The sequence below is a fragment of the Cupriavidus sp. FW306-01-F10A genome, from assembly GCF_058782785.1.
The window spans coordinates 1-17,114 of sequence record NZ_JBYSYA010000024.1 but is presented as its reverse complement, the minus strand read 5'-3'; the positions used below and the strand labels follow the sequence as shown (position 1 = coordinate 17,114).

Sequence of the window (17,114 nt, the reverse complement as noted above, 5' to 3'; positions counted from 1 at the left end):
CTCTCAGGCCAGTTCGTGCGGGAAGTACTTGATGACGCAGTCGACGGGATTGGGCGCGGCCTGCCCCAGCCCGCAGATCGATGCATCGCGCATCACCGCGGACAGGTCATCCAGCGCCGACAGGTCCCACTTGGGCTGGCGGATCAGGTCGAGCGTCTTGGCGGTGCCAGTGCGGCACGGTGTGCATTGCCCGCAGGACTCGTGCTTGAAGAAGTGCATCAGGTTGCGCGCTGCGTGCGTGGCGCTGTCCTGGTCGGACAGGATCACCACCGCGGCCGAGCCGATAAAGCAGCCGTAGGGCTGCAGCGTGTCGAAGTCCAGCGGGATATTGCCCATCGACGCCGGCAGGATGCCGCCCGAGGCGCCACCCGGCAGGTAGCCGTAGAACGCATGGCCGTCGAGCATGCCGCCGCAGTATTCGTCGATCAGCTCGCGCACGGTGATGCCGGCCGGCGCCAGGTGCACGCCAGGGCGTTTCACGCGGCCCGAGACCGAGAACGAGCGCAGGCCCTTGCGCCCGTTGCGCCCCTGCGAGGCAAACCACTCGGCGCCCTTCTCGATGATGTCGCGCACCCAGTACAGGGTCTCGAAGTTGTGCTCCAGCGTGGGCCGTCCGAACAGGCCCACCTGCGCCACATAGGGCGGGCGCAGCCGCGGCATGCCGCGCTTGCCTTCGATCGACTCGATCATGGCCGACTCTTCGCCGCAGATATAGGCGCCCGCGCCGCGGCGCAGTTCGATCGTCGGCAGGCCGGGGATTGGCGGGTCTTGCTGCAGCCGCCGCAGTTCTTCCGCCAGCAGCTCGCGGCAGCCGGCGTATTCGTCGCGCAGGTAGATATAGATCGCTGACACGTTGACCACCGTTGCCGCGATCAGCATGCCTTCCAGGAACCGGTGCGGATCGCGTTCCAGGTAGACGCGGTCCTTGAAGGTGCCGGGCTCGCCCTCGTCGATGTTGATGGCCATCAGCCGCGGTGCGGGCTCGTTCTGCACGATGCGCCATTTGCGCCCGGTCGGGAAGCCTGCGCCGCCCAGGCCGCGCAGGCCGGAGTCCTCCATCGTGCACAGCACGGCGGCCTGGTCCAGGTCGCCGCTGGCGAGGGACTTAAGCAAGGCATAGCCGCCGTCCTTCCGGTAAGCGTCGTAGCCGATATAGGGCTCGGGCGCATGGCGCACGGCCTTTGCCTGCACGGCGGCGTCGATGGCCTCGGCCGTGGCGGTGTCGACCGGATTCTGCCCGACCAGCGCCGCGGGCGCCTTCTCGCAGCGGCCGATGCAGGGCGCGGCCACCACGCGCACTTCAGTGCCGAGCAGCGCGGGCAGCTTGTCGATCAGCGCCTGTGCGCCCGCCAGCTCGCAGGCAATGCCTTCGCATACGCGCACGGTCAACGCCGGCGGCGGTGCGATCTGGCCGTCGGCGTCCTCGCGCACCACGTCGAAGTGGTGATAGAAGGTGGCGACTTCATAGACCTCGGTCATCGACAGCCGCAGTTCGCTGGCCAGCGCCACCAGGTGCGGCATCGCCAGCTGGCCGTAGCGGTCGTTGATGCAGTGCAGGTGTTCGATCAGCAAGTCGCGCCGGCGGGGCATGTCGCCCAGCGCCACGCGCACTTCGGCCAGTGCGGCCGCGTCTACCTGCCGGCCCTTGGGCTGGCGGCGCTTGCGCTGCCGGCCGAGCCCCGTCGCCTCGAGAGGAATGACAACCTGGTTCATGGCGTGCCTGGATTCTGTTTGTGGGTATCCGATGTGCGATCAGGAAGGCGCCCGGCGGGCCGCCTCCCTGTCGCTCTTTCTATTTTTCGTATTGTGCTACCGGGCGCGGCGCCTGTGCAGGCATCGCAGCCGCCACGTCCGGGTCCTGCCGGCGCCGGAGGCGCCGTACTGCTTTCTTCATCAGGTCAGGTCTTCCGGCACGGTACGATAACCGATCGGTGCCGAGGCATTGGCATGCACATACTTGCGGGCATGGGCCTCGCGCATCGGCTTGAGCACGAACAGCGCCATCACCGCGGTCAATGCCGCCATGCCGGAGGCCACCATGAAGACCGCATGCCAGCTGCCGGTGGCAGTGGTGATCACGCTGGAGAACGGCACCAGCAGCGCGGCCGTGCCCTTGGCGGTGTACAGCAGGCCCGCGTTGGTGGCGGCAAACTTCGGCCCGAAGGTGTCGCCGCAGGTGGCAGGGAACAGGCTGTAGATCTCACCCCAGGCAAAGAACACCACGCCTGTCAGCACCACGAAGGCAACCGGATGGTGGCCGTACTTGGACAGCAGCAGGATGCCGATGGCCTCGACCCCGAAGGCAAAGAACATGGTGCGTTCACGGCCGATATGATCGGAGATCCAGCCGAAGAACGGGCGCGTCAGGCCATTGAGCACGCGGTCGATGGTCAGTGCGAAGGTCAGCGCCGGCAAGGTCAGGCCGAGGATCGAGATGGGGGCGTCGTGCAGGCCGAAGTCCTTGGCGATCGGGCCGAGCTGGGCGGTTGCCATCAGGCCGCCGGCGGCCATCATCACGAACATCGCGTACATGACCCAGAAGATCGGCGACTTCAGCACCTCGCGCGGCGAAGCGTTGTAGGTTGCGGCAGCCTTCAGCGTGGACTTGACCTCGCTCAGGATCTTGGCCGACGGCGGGTACAGGGCCATGCCCAGGACGAACACGATCAGGCCCTGGCCAAGACCGAACCACAGGAACGCAGCCTCATAGCCCGAAGTCTTGATCATGTTGGCAATGGGCACCACGGTCAGCGCCGAGCCCGCGCCGAAACCGGCTGCGGTAATCCCCGCTGCCAGCCCCCGGCGATTGGGAAACCACTTCAGCGCGTTGCCCACGCAGGTGCCATACACCGCGCCCGCACCCAGGCCGCCGATCGCCGCCGCGAAGTAAAGCATGGGCAGCGAGGACGCCACCGAGTTCAGGGCCCAGGCAATGGCGCACAGCAGGCCGCCGCCCACCACTACCGGACGCGGGCCGTACTTGTCGACCAGATAGCCTTCAATCGGGACCAGCCAGGTTTCCGTCACGACGAAGATGGTGAAGGCCACCTGAATCGCGGTGCGGCCCCAGTGGTACTTGTCGTCGATCGGGTTGACGAACAGCGTCCAGCCGTATTGCATGTTGGCGATCATCGCCATGCAGATCACGCCGAATACCAGTTGCACCCACGGCGACGCAAAGCGCGACGTGGACTCCCTCTGCTGCTGCAATTCCATGATGTCTCCTTATAGCGGCTTGCCGCCAAGGTGGAAGATGGGCGCCTGTAGACGCCTCTGCGTGACTCTCAGTCAAAGAACAGCTGAGCCGTTCTAGTGCTATACGGTATGTGATATATCAGGTAAGTCAAGCGTATTCGTCGCGGCTCTGCAGCATGGAACCGCGGTGAGCGACGCCTGGTTGGCCGTTGCTGCAGTGCGACTGGTGCACATACTGCATCAATGGCCGGTCCGACAGCATCCGGAGTCTTTGGAAATCAAGCAGTTGCCATGCATCGGCACATGAATCAGCCGACTGATGGCATCTGCAAGAATGCCGGGGATCGCGCCTCGGAAAAACCGGGAAAACGATGAATTGGGGAAAGTCCCTAGATGCATACATTAATGTCTGGTCACGCGCGTATGGCTTGGGAACGACGCCGAAAGCGGCGTTAAAGACACAGCAGCGAGCCTGCCGGCTTGGCACCGGGCGCAGGAAGAGGGGTCGTGCAGAGCGATCGCTGGCAGCGATCGGGGAGGAAGATGGTGGCGGCCGCAGGTTCGTGCAGAACCCTGCCCTGGCTCGCGGCGCATGCCGCAGATCAGGAATCAACCGAGGTACTGCCACAAGGGATGCCGGCCGCTACAACCCTTGCTGGTTGCGCGGTTCAGCGCGATGGCGCATGGCGCCGGCGCGCATTACGCGTAGGCCAGCTCACCGGCAGCGGGAACGATGCGCGACGGGCTGGCACGGCCCACGCCATCGCCTTCCTGGTTCGAGCCCAGGCCGGCGAAGCGACCGTGCTCCTGCGCGGTCACCAGCACATCCATCGGCAGGCGCGTGGCCAGCAGCGTGGTCACGCCGACACCGGCAGCAATCAGGCCCAGGCCAAGAGCGAAGAGAAGAGCGACTTCCATTTGAAAACTCCAATAGCGTTGTGATCAGGAGTTTTCATTATATGCTGCACTGCACTATGTGTAAATATCCTGTATGTGATATATCAATAGAAGTTTTGCACTAATACAACGAATGCCCGCGCCATGCCCTCAGATGAGTCGATTAGCTCACACCATGGTGGTTTCACGACGCACCACCGGCGACTCCTGATACTCCTGGCCGCGCAAGGCATCCCAGATTGCCGCGGCATTGGGCTTGAGCGAACGGCTCTTGCGCCGAACCAGCATCACCGTGGAAGTCACCTGCGGTCGCAGCGGCCGCATCACCGCCGCCGGGTTCATGCCGCCCACCTGGGCACGCGACGGCACCACGCCGATGCCAAGGCCCAGCGCCACCATGCCGAACACTGCCGCAAAGTGGCCGAGCAACTGCAGCGAGCCCGCGCGCACGTGATAGCTGCTGAGCGCCTTCTCCACCGCGGGCTGCATGCCGCACTGCTGGTCCAGGGCCAGCACGCGGGCATCGCTCAGGTCGCCCCACCCTACCGCGTCGCGCATGGCCAGCGGGTGCTGGGCGGGCAGGACGGCGTGGTAGGCATCGACGCACAGCGGTTCACAATAGAGGTCGTCGGTTGGCTTCGGATCGGTGGCAATGCCGAAGTCCACCTCGCCGCTGCGCACGCTCTGCAGCACCGACTCCTGCGAGCGGTCCTTCAGGTGGATGGCAATTGCCGGCCACGCTTGCCGGCAGCCGGCCAGCCACGTCGGCACCGACATCGAGCTGAGCACCGGATCCGAAGCGATCTGCACCAGGCCCTGGCACGGACGGCTGGCGCTCTGGCTGTCGCGCAGGGTCTGCTCGACCTCTTCGATCAGGTGGCAGATGCGCTGCGACAGGTGCTGGCCGGCATCGGTCAGTTCCACCTGGCGCGTGGTACGGTCGAACAGGCGCTGGTCGATCTCATCTTCCAGCTCACGCACGCTGCGGCTGACCGCGGATTGCGTCAGGCCGAGCTCAACCGAGGCACGCGTAAAGCTCTTGTGCCGCGCCACTGCGGCGAAGGCCTTCAGTTGGGGGAGCGAGATATTCACGACCTGCCCCCCTGCCCGGCACCGGCGTGGCTGCGACGGGTCTCTTCAGCCATGGCGGGGTGCCGCGTTGCACGCACCGTTGCATTCAGTCCGGTCACGGTAGTCTCCTTGTGTATTTTTTGTCGTGGCTGTAGGCAGCCATCGTTGTTATCGGCCATGCTTGTGGCCATTGGCGGGCTCCTGGCGCAAGCCGGAGAGCCGGATTCGGGGCGGGGCAGGCAAATCCGACGATTGATGCTACTTGAATCTAAGATCAGCACTGCATAAAGTTTTTTATCGTTTATATAGCCAATCGTTTATATATTGCACGGGACGAGGATGAGGAACGCCACACTGCGGCAGTTGAAGGTCTTTGAGACCGTTGCCCGCCATATGAGCTTTTCACGCGCTGCCGAGGAACTGCACCTGACGCAGCCCGCGGTATCGACCCAGGTGCGGCAGCTGGAGCACCACGTGGGGCTGCCCCTGTTCGAGCAGTTGGGCAAGAAGATCTACCTGACCCCGGCGGGCCACGAGATGCTGCATTACAGCCGCAGCATCATCCAGCAGTTCCGCGAGGCCGAAGACGCCATGTCCCAGCTCAAGGGCATCTCCGGCGGCCGGCTCAACGTGGCGGTGATCAGCGCCGGCGACTATTTCTTTCCGCGCCTGTTGGCCGAGTTCATGAACCGCCATGAAGGCGTGACCCTGAACCTTGCCGTGCATAACCGCGAGGAATTGCTGCACCAGCTGGCCGGCAACCTGACCGACCTGGCGGTGATGGTGCGCCCGCCCGAAGGCATGGACACCATCAACGAGGCCTTCGCCCCCCACCCCTATGTCATCGTGGCTGCGCCCACCCACCCGCTGGTCGGCCAGCGCAATATCCCGCTGGCCGAGCTGGCTGATGAAGCCTTCGTTTCACGCGAGAAAGGCTCGGATACCTGGAATTCGATGCAGGAGGGCTTTGCCGGGCGTCTGTCGAACATGCGCATCGCGATGGAGATCAAGAGCACCGAGACCATCAAGCAGGCCGTGATCGCCAACATGGGCATCGCCTTCCTGTCGGCGCACACGGTCGGCCTGGAATTGCAGGCCGGCAAGCTCGCCGTGCTGGACATCGAGGGCTTCCCGGTGATGCTCAACTGGTATGTGGTGCACCGCAAGAACAAGCGGCTGCCACCGGTGGCGCTGGCGTTCAAGCAGTTCCTGATGGAGGAAGGCGCGGGACTGATCGAGCGAATAACCGGCGTGGAAGGTTTGATCCGCCAGAATGCATAAACGATTGATTATGGTTTTGCTATGAAACTTTAATTATCGTAAATCATTCGCGGTCCCTATGCTTGTCTCAACCCAACCGCTACAGCGCATCTCAGGAGACGAGCATGAACCAGATCCAGCAGGAAAGCCGCCAGGCTGCCATCACGGTCGGCACCGATAACCAACCCATTCCGCGCGACACCCAGCTCGCCGCCTACAACGCCGCGTTTATCGAGCTGGGCCTGCGCTTCCGCTGGGACGCCGAGATGTATGAATGGCTGTGCGGCATCGAATGCGAGAAGGCGCGCGTGGCCCGCTATATCGAAGAACACCACGCGCACCTGCTGGCCGCCTATGACGCCGCCTTTCTGAGCGCGCTGATCTTCGAGAAGAAGAACGAATACCTGCGCGCGGTCGGTCATCTCAACTGAGGGGGCCGGTCAGTTCACGGCGAGGCGCGCGAGCGGCCTCGCCTGATGGAAGCCTGCTTGCGATCCATCGCCATGCCTGCACCGCGCAGTCGTCGTAAGATTCGGCATCTACACTCACGCGCCCGGCGCTTGCCCGGCTTGCCACCCGTTTCATGCCGACTCGACGCACCGATGAAGAATTTGTCCACGAACTGACCCGGCTGCTGAGCACCGAAGGCGTGTCGTCGCTGACCATCGGCGAGATTGCCCGACGCATGCGCTGCTCGCGGCGGCGCCTGTACGAGATCGCGCCGACCAAGGAAGCGCTGTTCGTCGGCATCTGCCGCGACGTGCTCGCTGACAACCTGGAAAGGGGCTTTGCCGCGGCGCGCCGCGAAAGCGATGCGGCGCGGGCAGTGTCCGCCTACCTGCATGCCGCGCTCAACACGTCGGGACTGAGCAAGGCCGCGCTGGCGGACCTGGATGCGATCGACAGCGGCCGGGCGATATTCGACGACTACCAGCTGGCGCGCGTGCGCGGGCTGGAGAGCCTGCTCGAGGCAGGCATGCGGCAAGGGCTGATGGCGCCGCACAATCCGCGGCTGGTTTCCGAAGCGATCCTGGGCGCGGCGTACCGGCTGCGCAATCAGCAGTTCCTGAAGGAAACCGGCCTGAAGATCGGCGATGCCTTCAGCGAGTTCTACGAGATCATCCTGAACGGCCTGCTGTGCCGGCCCGAAGCCGGCGCCGGCACGTCCTAGCCGCGGATCGCGGCGCCTGCCCTGCTATTGCGGCGGGATGTTGGCGGCGCGGATCACGCGGCCCCACTTGACGTATTCATCCTGCACGAAGCGGCTGGCCTGGTCGGGCGCCGCCACTACCGGGATCAGCGCCGCGGCATCCAGCGTGGTGCGCAGATCCGGGTTCTTCTGGGCCTGGTTGATGACCTCGTTCAGCCGCGTCACCACTGGCGCCGGCGTGCCCTTGGGCACGAAGGCCGCCATCCATCCCACGACCTCGAAACCGGGGACGCCCGATTCCGCGATAGTGGGCACGTCCGGCAACTGCGGCGCGCGTTTCGCGGTGGTTACCGCCAGCGCGCGCACCTTGCCCGATTTCACCTGCGTGACCGCGGCGCCGATGTTGGCGAACAGGAAGTCCACGTGCCCGCCTATCAGCGCGGCCATGGCTTCGGACGGCCCGCCATAGGGCACGTGCGTGTACTCCAGCCCCTTCACGTCCTGCTTGAGCAACTCCGCCGACAGGTGCGCCGAACTGCCGACACTGCCCGACGCGTAGTTCACCTTGCCGGGCCGGGCCTTGACGTATGCCAGAAACTCGGCAAAGGTCTTGGCCGGGAAGTTGTTGTTCACCAGCAGCACATTGCCATTCAGTCCGAACACGGCCACCGCCTGGAAGTCCTTCAGCGGGTCGTAGGGCGTCGCCGCGATCAGGCGCGGGTTGATCGCATGGGTGACGTTGGTGCCCAGCAGCAGCGTGTAGCCGTCCGGCGCCGATCGTGCCACGAAGTTGGCACCGATGGTCGCGCCGGCGCCCGGCTTGTTCTCCGCCACCAGCGGCTGGCCCAGGGCGTCGCCCATGTATTTGGCGAAGGTGCGTGCGGTCAGGTCGGTGACGCCGCCCGGCGCGAACGGCACCACGAAGCGGATCGGCCTGGCCGGGTAGGTGTCGGCGGCGTGCACGCTGGCGCAGGCGAGGCCCAGCGCCAGCAGGCATGCCCGCGCGGCGTGGAGCGCCCGGGTTGGGCGGATAGCGTTGAAACGTGAGCGGATTGCCATGATGGTCTCCTCCATTGTTGTCGGTCTGGCAGGCCGCCGGCCCTCTTGCGGGGCCGTGCGGCATGCGGTGGGCGCGCTCAGGCCACCTGCCTCTCCTGGCCGCCCCAGTAGCGGCCGCGGATGGCCTTGCGGTCGATCTTGCCCAGCGCGGTCAGCGGCAGCTCATCCACGAACACCACCTGCTTGGGCGCATTGACCACACCCTTGTGCTGCGTCACGTGGCCGATCACGTCGGCCTCGGTAAGCGCGGCACCGGGCCGGGCCGCGACCACGGCGATGACCGCCTCGCCCCACTTGGGGTCGGGGATGCCGATCACCGCGGACATGGCGATGGCCGGGTGCAGCGCCAGGCAATGCTCCACCTCGCTCGGGTACACGTTGAAGCCGCCGCTGATGATCATGTCCTTGGCGCGGTCGACGATGTACAGGAAGCCCTCGCTGTCGCAACGGGCCATGTCGCCGGTATGCAGCCAGTCGCCGGCAAAGACCTTGGCGTCTTCCTCGGGCCGGTTCAGGTAGCCCTCCATCACCAGCGGACCGCGCACGCACAGCTCGCCCACCTCGCCCGGCGCGACTTCACGCAGGTCGGGGTCCAGCAGCTTGACCTGGTTGCCCGGGATCACCTTGCCGCACGAGCGCAGGCGCTCGGGGTTGTCCGGATCGTGGTCGCGCTGGCTCAGGTAGCTGATGCACATCGGCACTTCAGCCTGGCCGTAGACCTGCCCGAACACCGGGCCGATGCGGCGCAGCGCGTCAGCGAGGCGCACCGGCGCGATCGGCGCGGCGCCGTAGAGCACCAGCTCCAGGCTGGACAGGTCGGCCGCGTCCAGCCCGTCGCAATCGAGCAGGCCATAGATCTGCGTGGGCACCAGGAAGGTCAGGTTGATCCGCTGTTCGGCCACGCGGCGCAGGAAATCGGCGGGGCTGAACTTGTCGCACAGGTAGATGGTGCCGCCGCGCAGCAGCGTCGGCAGGAACAGGCTGCCGGACGCGTGCGAGATCGGCGTGGTCACCAGGTAGCGGATCTGCGCCGGCCATTCGTAGCTGGCCAGCATGTACTGCAGCACCGTCACCGTGGTGCGGTGCGTATGCAGGATGCCCTTGGAACGGCCAGTGGTGCCGCCGGTATAGGCCAGCCGGCTGATTTCCGTGGGGTCGTCGCCGGGGACCACGGGCGCGTCATCGAACGCAGCCGCCGCATTGGCCAGGCCAGGCCCGAACTCGCCATCGTCCAGCGGCAGGACCTGCAGGCCGGCGCCAGCTGCCAGCACGCGCGCGCGCTCGGTGAAGCGGGCGTTGTCCACCACCAGCGCCCGCACCCCGGCATCCTGCAGCACGAAGGCGTGATCCGCTTCCGATGCCATCGGATGCAGCGATACGTTCTTCAGCCCGGCCAGCTGCGCGGCGATGATGGCGGCGACCGCTTCGGCGCGGTTGCCCACCAGGAAGGCCACGGCATCCTGGCGCGCCAGGCCGCGGGCGGCAAACAGCCGCGCGACGCGCGCGCACTGCCGCGCGAGCGCCTCATAGCTCAGCGTGGTGTCGTCGCCGACGATGGCGGGCACGCCGGGCCGGGCACGCAGCGCGGCCGCATAGAGCTGGCCCACCGTAGCGCCGCCATGGACTACCGCAGCGGCCGAAGCTTGACGGCTCATGTTGTCTCCTCGGATCTGTCTTTGTCAGGGCTCCCAATGTAGGAGGCATTCGGTACTCAGTCAACGATTTTGGTACCAAAAAGACCAGGATCGGCTACGCCAAAGCGGCGCTGGAAGCGCATGCCGGCCACCTATTCGGGAAAACTCGGGGGGACAAACGAACCTGCGCGGCGGCCCCGGCCGGGGCCGCCGCGCAAACAGGAAACGGCCAGGACCAGGCCTGGCCACCGGGCCGACGCGCTGCGCGGCTGGCCCTGGATCACGGAAAAGGCACGCGCCTCAGGCCTGTTCCTTGACCTGGTTTTCCAGCTCCACCAGCCGCTTCTTCAGCGCCCGCTCCTCCTGGAAGCGCACGGTCTCGTCGCGGACCACGGCGACGATGCCGGTGATAGCGCCCGCATCATCCTTGAGCAGCGCCACGGTGAAGGCGATCGACATGGCCTTGCCGTCCTTGTCGACCGCGGGCACCTTGAGCAGATCGTGGCCGTAGCGCGTGATGCCGGTCGCCATGGTCTTGTCGTAGCCCTCCCAGTGCCGCCCGCGCAGGCGCTCAGGGATGATCAGGTCGAGCGACTTGCCCATGGCCTCGGCCTGGGTAAAGCCGAACATGCGCTCGGCCGCGGGATTCCATAGCGTGATGGCGCCCTTGGCGTCGGAGATGATGATGGCGTCGCCGATGGCGGACACCAGTTGCGCGTAATCGATCTGGTCTGTCATGGGGATTCCCTCGTTATTACCAGGGCCGGTCGGCGCCGGCCTGTCATGGCCATCAAGGTAGCGTGCCACATGGCCACGCTGCAAGCAAAAACGCCGGGGCCCGCTATGCGCGAGACCCCGGCGTACACTCCGGCACAAGTGCCGGCGGGCAGCGTCAGATCACCTGGGACTCGCGCAGGCGCTTGATGTCGTCCGCGCCGTAGCCCAGGCCGGCCAGCACCTCTTCGCTATGCTCGCCCAGCAGCGGCGACCCGGTGATCTCCGGCTTGAGGTCGGAGAACTTGATCGGGCTGCCCACCGTAAGGTAGGTGCCGCGCTCCTTGTGCGGCACCTCGGTGATGCTGCCGCTGGCTCGCAGCGACGGATCATCGGCGATTTCCTTCATCGACAGCACCGGCGAGCACGGGATGTCGAACTTGCGCAGGATGTCCACGGCCTCGTACTTGGTCTTGTCGGCGAGCCATTCCTCGATGGTGTTGAAGATATCGAAGATATGCGGCTGGCGAGCCTTGGCGGTGGCGTAGTTGGGATCGGAAATCCATTCCGGCTTGCCCAGCGCCTTGCAGATCGGCTCCCAGGCATGGCCCTGGATGGTGAAGTAGATATAGGCGTTGGGGTCGGTTTCCCAGCCCTTGCACTTCAGCACCCAGCCCGGCTGGCCGCCGCCGCCCGCGTTGCCGCCGCGCGGCACCACGTCGCTGAAGCTGCCGTGCGGATACTGCGGGTACTCTTCCAGGTAGCCCAGGCGGTCCAGGCGCTGCTGGTCGCGCAGCTTGACCCGGCACAGGTTCAGCACCGCATCCTGCATCGACACGGCCACCTTCTGGCCCTTGCCGGTCTTGTCGCGGCCGATCAGCGCGGTGAGGATGCCGATGGCCAGGTGCATGCCGGTGTTGGAATCGCCCAGCGCCGCGGCGGACACCGTCGGCGGGCCATCCCAGAAGCCGGTGGTCGAGGCCGCGCCGCCGGCGCACTGGGCCACGTTCTCATAGACCTTCAGGTCTTCATAGTGGTGGCCGTCGCTGAAGCCCTTGACCGAAGCCACGATCATCTTCGGGTTCAGTTCGTTGATGCGTTCCCACGAGAAGCCCATGCGGTCCAGCGCGCCCGGGCCGAAGTTCTCGACCAGCACGTCCGACTCGCGGATCAGCTGCTCCAGGATCTTCTTGCCGTCCGGCTTCTTGGTGTCCAGCGTCAGGCTGCGCTTGTTGCTGTTGAGCATGGTGAAGTACAGCGCATCGACATCCGGGATGTCGCGCAGCTGGGTGCGCGTCACGTCGCCGGAACCGGGGCGCTCGACCTTGATCACGTCCGCACCGAACCACGCGAGAAGCTGCGTGCAGGCGGGACCGGCCTGGACGTGCGTGAAGTCGATGATCTTGATGCCGTTGAGTGGGAGGTTCACTTTCGTTCTCCTATTGGATCAGAGGGGTGAAATTCGGGTGAATTACTTCTTGGCCGAGCTTTGCGGATTCAGATTGGTCAGACGACCGCTTTCCGTGCCGGCAGCCGGATCGATGACAGCGTTGACCAGCGTGGGCTTGCCCGAGCGCAGGGCTTCGTTCACCGCAGCCTCGAGTTCCGCCGGCGTGGTGACGTTGTGGCCGACGCCACCGAACGCTTCCATCATCTTGTCGTAGCGCGCGCCCGGGACGAACGTCGTGACCGCCGGATCCTTGCCGCCGGTCGGATTCACGTCGATACCCTTGTAGACGCCGTTGTTGTTGAAGATGACGATGCAGACCGGCAGGTTGTAACGGCAGATCGTCTCGACTTCCATGCCCGAGAAACCGAACGCACTGTCACCGCACAGCGCCAGCACCGGCTTGCCGGTCTCGACCGCCGCGGCGACCGCGTAGCCCATGCCCACGCCCATCACGCCCCAGGTGCCTACGTCCAGGCGCTTGCGCGGCTCGTACATGTCGATCACGGCACGGGCGTAGTCCAGCGTGTTGGCGCCTTCGTTGACGAACGAGATGCCCGGGTTGGCCTTGACCACATCCTTCAGCACGCTCAGCGCGCCGTGGAAGTTCATCGGCGAGACATCCCTGGACTTGGCCAGGGTCTCGGCCATCTTCGCCAGGTTCGTGTCCCTGCGGTCGGCCACCGCGTTCAGCCACTCGGCGCCCGGCTTGGCAAAGTCATTGCCGACCTTGTCGAGGATTGCCGACACGCACGAACCAATGTCACCCACTACCGGCGCGGCGATGGCGACGTTGCTGTCCATCTCGGTCGCCGCGATGTCGATCTGGATGAATTGCTTCGGCTTGCCCCAGGTCTTGCCCTTGCCGTGCGACAGCAGCCAGTTCAGGCGGGCGCCGACCAGCAACACCACGTCAGCTTCAGCCAGCACATACGAGCGTGCGGCCGAGGCCGATTGCGGATGCGTATCGGGCAGCAGGCCCTTGGCCATCGACATCGGCAGGTACGGAATGCCCGTCTTCTCGACCAGCGTGCGGATATCCGCTTCGGCGCGTGCGTACGCGGCACCCTTGCCCAGCAGGATCAGCGGGCGCTTGGCGCTCTTCAGCAGCGCGACAGCACGGTCGATCGAGTCCGGTGCAGGCAGTTGGCGCGGGGCCGGATCCACCACCTTGATCAGCGACTTGCGGCCCTTCTCGGCTTCCATCGACTGGCCCAGCAGCTTGGCCGGCAGGTCCAGGTACACACCGCCCGGACGGCCCGACACGGCGGCACGAATGGCACGCGCGATCCCGACACCAATGTCTTCAGCGTGCAGCACGCGGAAAGCAGCCTTGGCGTGCGGACGCGCGATGGCCAGCTGGTCCATCTCTTCGTAGTCCCCCTGCTGCAAATCGACGATCTCGCGCTCGCTCGAGCCGCTGATCAGGATCATCGGGAAGCAGTTGGTGGTCGCATGCGCCAGCGCCGTCAGCCCGTTCAGGAAGCCCGGCGCAGAAACGGTCAGGCAAACGCCCGGCTTTTGCGTGAGAAAGCCGGCAATCGCTGCTGCGTTGCCTGCGTTCTGCTCGTGACGGAAGCTGATGACGCGCATGCCGTTGGCCTGCGCCAGACGGGCCAGATCGGTGACCGGAATGCCGGGCAAGCCGTAGATGTTTTCGATGCCGTTCAGCTTCAGCGCGTCGATGACCAGATGAAAACCATCGGTTTGTGCCTGATGTTCTTCCGTGGCGTGACGCTGCAGTTCGTTTCCGACTTCTGCCATGGTTGATTCCTTCTATACAAATTGACTGGGGTTGGAATTCTTCTAATTCAGCGTGTCTTCCGCGTGGTGCTCCCGACCCGCTTGGCTTCGACGACTTCGGACATGTCTTGGTCTCCTCGTTGAACTCTTTACGGGGCGGGGCACTCTCGCCTTCTCGCCCTTCGCTGTTGCTACCCGTATGCCTTGCGGCGCCCGATCGTTTCATTCGATCTTGATGACATACGGTATGTGATATATCAGAACGAAGCAAGAAGAATTTCCCCTTGGTCTTCAAGTTTCGTCGATGCGGCGCAGCAATTTTGCAGGCAACTACGGCTAAATCAGCCCAATTCCTGAAAGCACGCCATTTATGCACAATCGGCACAGATTTCCGGGCCATGTCGAAGCCTGGAAATCTAGTCGGAATTACGCATGAAGATATACTACATACCAAAATTCCAGCGACTTTGTGGCCCTCTGGAACACATTGCCGCGCACTGACGTCCTCCGCGAACACCAGCGCACCCACTATGGGAATGTCCTGCCCCCACTCCGGAAGCCCGGCAGCCTACGCGAGGCTCCCCCTCTACCCTTCCGCCTACGCGGCGACATGCCAGCCAGGCACGCGCCGTCGGACACGCGCACTGCCTCGGCATGCCCGATGATAAAGCGCTTGCGCATGGGCGCCAGGAACACCTTGGCCAAGATCCCTGCCGCAATCGTCACCACCGCCGCCACCGAGAACACGGCTCCCCAGCCACCATGCGCCGACAGGACCGATGCCAGCGGCACCACCACAGTACCGCCTTGGCCGCCACCGCGCCCTTGGGCGCCTTGGGCTTCACCAGCAGCAGTGCCAGCACGAAAATGCACACGCCCTGCAAAATGCCGAAGGTCAGGAAGGCCTTTTCATAGCCCGAGCTGCATTGCGGCACATGAAGTCGTGGATTGATGCTACCTGAAGCTTAATTTGACTAGTCTTAAAGTTTTTTATCGTATCTATTCGTGATCGTTTATATATCGCGGAGCTGGCATGAATCGCCTGCCGGGCTTCCAAGATTGTCTATGGCTGGGCCCATCCAGACAACAAAAGCCACCGCCGCCCCGACCAACGCGGGGCGGCGGTGGCTTCGCGGCCGCCTGAACTGTTCAGCAACTCAGGCCGGCGCTTCCTCCAGTTGCCTCAGCAGGGCATCGACACTGCCCTTGGCGTCGCCGAACCACATCCGCGTGTTGTCCTTGTAGAACAACGGGTTGTCCACGCCCGCATAGCCGGCCGCCATGCTGCGCTTGGACACCACCACGGTGCGGGCCTTCCACACTTCCAGCACCGGCATGCCGGCAATGGGGCTGCCTGGGTCTTCCAGCGCACCGGGGTTGACGATGTCGTTGGCGCCCACCACCAGCACCACGTCGGCCTTCTCGAAGTCGTCGTTGATCTCTTCCATCTCCAGCACGATGTCGTACGGCACGCGCGCCTCGGCCAGCAGCACGTTCATGTGCCCGGGCAGGCGGCCCGCCACCGGGTGAATGCCGAAGCGCACGGTGACCCCCTGCGCCCGCAGCCGCCGCGCGATCTCGCTGATGGTGCCCTGCGCCTGCGCCACCGCCATGCCGTAGCCCGGCACGATGATCACGTCGCTGGCGTCCTTGAGCAGGTTGCCGACTTCCTCGCTGGACACCGGCAGCACCTCGCCCTGCTCCGTCGCCGCGCCCTGTGCCTGCACTGCGCCGAAGCCGCCCAGGATCACCGACAGGAACTTGCGGTTCATCGCCTTGCACATGATGTAGCTGAGGATGGCGCCGCTCGATCCCACCAGCGCGCCGGTGATGATCAGCAGGTCGTTGCCCAGCATGAAGCCGGTGGCCGCCGCGGCCCAGCCGGAGTAGCTGTTGAGCATCGACACCACCACCGGCATGTCGGCGCCGCCGATGGCCAGCACCAGGTGCGCGCCGACCAGCAGCGCAATCACCGTCATCGCCGCCAGCGGCACCAGCCCCTGCTGCGCGTCGGGCGCGCTCAGGAAGGCATAGCCCAGCCACACGCAAACCAGCAGCGCGATGGCATTCAAGGCATGCCGGCCCGGCAGCAACATCGGCTTACCGCCCATGGTGCCCTGCAGCTTCAGGAAGGCGATGATCGAGCCCGTGAACGTGACCGCGCCGATCAGGATGCCAAGGTAGGTTTCCACTTCATGGATGGCCTTCTCCGCGCCGGTGAGCGCATGGGTATCCAGGTAGTTGGCGTAGCCCACCAGCACCGCGGCCAGGCCGACGAAGCTGTGCAGCACCGCCACCAGTTGCGGCATCTGCGTCATTTCCACGCGCCTGGCCAGCAGGGCACCGGCGATGCCGCCCACCAGCATTGCGCCGATGATGATGGCGATGCCGTCCGGGCTGCCCGCCAGCACGGTGGTCAGCACCGCGATCACCATGCCAGCGATGCCCAGCAGGTTGCCGCGGCGCGCGGTGCCGGGGTGGCTCAGCCCGCTCAGGCTGAGGATGAAGAGCGCACTGGCGCCCAGGTAAGCGATATTGCTGATTCCGGATGGCATCCTTGTCTCCCCCTCTAGTCCCGCTGGAACATCTTGAGCATGCGCTGCGTCACCAGGAAGCCGCCGGCGATATTGATGGTGGCCAGCAGCACCGCGCTGCCGGCAATCACCGCCGTCACCAGCGACGGCTTGCCCAGCTGCACCAGCGCGCCCACCACGATGATCCCGCTGATGGCATTGGTCACGCTCATCAGCGGTGTATGCAGCGCGGCGGTGACGTTCCACACCACCTGGTAGCCGACAAAGATCGCCAGCACGAACACCGTGAAATGCGCCATGAAGGCCGGCGGCGCGACCGCGCCCAGGCCCAGCAGCGCCGCCGCCGCGATGGCCAGCGCGACCAGCGTCGCGCCGGTGCGGCTGCGCGGCGGCTCGGCCTCGGCCTGCAC

General features: G+C 65.1%; 14 protein-coding genes. 3 read left to right on the top strand and 11 right to left on the bottom strand.

All coding sequences use genetic code 11. The features are described from left to right. Positions 1–3 precede the first annotated feature (3 nt). The 4 genes from AC3WLF_RS25845 to AC3WLF_RS25830 all read right to left on the bottom strand — a co-directional run bounded on the left by AC3WLF_RS25845 (position 4) and on the right by AC3WLF_RS25830 (position 5,184). Positions 4–1,713: an NADH-ubiquinone oxidoreductase-F iron-sulfur binding region domain-containing protein gene (locus tag AC3WLF_RS25845; RefSeq protein ID WP_492319559.1), complete on the bottom strand. Its 1,710-nt coding sequence runs from the start codon at positions 1,711–1,713 to the stop codon at positions 4–6. Positions 1,714–1,893: 180 nt separating this feature from the next. Then, complete coding sequence (gene oxlT, locus AC3WLF_RS25840; RefSeq protein ID WP_492319558.1) at positions 1,894–3,216, bottom strand: oxalate/formate MFS antiporter; 1,323 nt, start codon at positions 3,214–3,216, stop codon at positions 1,894–1,896. A 678-nt stretch (positions 3,217–3,894) separates the two neighbouring features. Further along, complete coding sequence (locus AC3WLF_RS25835; RefSeq protein ID WP_492359008.1) at positions 3,895–4,113, bottom strand: hypothetical protein; 219 nt, start codon at positions 4,111–4,113, stop codon at positions 3,895–3,897. Positions 4,114–4,260: 147 nt separating this feature from the next. Continuing rightward, entirely contained in the window at positions 4,261–5,184 is a 924-nt protein-coding gene (locus AC3WLF_RS25830) for a LysR family transcriptional regulator (protein ID WP_492319557.1), read from the bottom strand. Between the two features lie 318 nt (positions 5,185–5,502). Between AC3WLF_RS25830 and AC3WLF_RS25825 the strand changes: the two genes are divergently transcribed. The 3 genes from AC3WLF_RS25825 (at position 5,503) to AC3WLF_RS25815 (ending at position 7,594) form a co-directional block, all read left to right on the top strand. Continuing rightward, the gene (locus AC3WLF_RS25825) at positions 5,503–6,444 is read left to right on the top strand and encodes a LysR family transcriptional regulator (RefSeq protein ID WP_492319556.1); all 942 of its coding nucleotides are present in this window, start codon (positions 5,503–5,505) and stop codon (positions 6,442–6,444) included. A gap of 104 nt (positions 6,445–6,548) precedes the next feature. Further along, positions 6,549–6,854, top strand: a complete 306-nt coding sequence (locus AC3WLF_RS25820) for a LysR family transcriptional regulator (protein WP_492319555.1) — start codon at positions 6,549–6,551, stop codon at positions 6,852–6,854. Positions 6,855–7,006: 152 nt separating this feature from the next. After that, positions 7,007–7,594 (top strand): TetR/AcrR family transcriptional regulator, encoded by a 588-nt coding sequence (locus AC3WLF_RS25815; protein WP_492319554.1) that lies wholly within the window; start codon positions 7,007–7,009, stop codon positions 7,592–7,594. 24 nt (positions 7,595–7,618) lie between these two features. Here AC3WLF_RS25815 and AC3WLF_RS25810 read toward each other — a convergent pair whose 3' ends face one another. From AC3WLF_RS25810 to AC3WLF_RS25780, 7 genes are all read right to left on the bottom strand, one after another. Further along, positions 7,619–8,632 (bottom strand): Bug family tripartite tricarboxylate transporter substrate binding protein, encoded by a 1,014-nt coding sequence (locus AC3WLF_RS25810; RefSeq protein ID WP_492319553.1) that lies wholly within the window; start codon positions 8,630–8,632, stop codon positions 7,619–7,621. Positions 8,633–8,709: 77 nt separating this feature from the next. Beyond that, positions 8,710–10,287, bottom strand: coding sequence for an AMP-binding protein (locus AC3WLF_RS25805; protein ID WP_492351334.1), 1,578 nt, complete (start codon positions 10,285–10,287; stop codon positions 8,710–8,712). A gap of 279 nt (positions 10,288–10,566) precedes the next feature. Next, positions 10,567–11,004 carry a PAS domain-containing protein gene (locus AC3WLF_RS25800; protein WP_492340420.1) on the bottom strand — a complete coding sequence of 146 codons (438 nt, stop codon included), beginning with the start codon at positions 11,002–11,004 and terminating at the stop codon, positions 10,567–10,569. 154 nt (positions 11,005–11,158) lie between these two features. Next, positions 11,159–12,409 (bottom strand): formyl-CoA transferase, encoded by a 1,251-nt coding sequence (frc, locus tag AC3WLF_RS25795; protein ID WP_035818898.1) that lies wholly within the window; start codon positions 12,407–12,409, stop codon positions 11,159–11,161. Positions 12,410–12,451: 42 nt separating this feature from the next. Next, on the bottom strand, positions 12,452–14,191 hold the full coding sequence (gene oxc, locus AC3WLF_RS25790; RefSeq protein WP_492319550.1) for an oxalyl-CoA decarboxylase: 1,740 nt from the start codon (positions 14,189–14,191) through the stop codon (positions 12,452–12,454). 1,136 nt (positions 14,192–15,327) lie between these two features. Continuing rightward, positions 15,328–16,725: a Re/Si-specific NAD(P)(+) transhydrogenase subunit beta gene (gene pntB / locus AC3WLF_RS25785; protein ID WP_492319549.1), complete on the bottom strand. Its 1,398-nt coding sequence runs from the start codon at positions 16,723–16,725 to the stop codon at positions 15,328–15,330. A gap of 14 nt (positions 16,726–16,739) precedes the next feature. Further along, a partial coding sequence (locus AC3WLF_RS25780; protein WP_492359007.1) for a proton-translocating transhydrogenase family protein occupies positions 16,740–17,114 on the bottom strand: 375 nt, incomplete at its 5' end.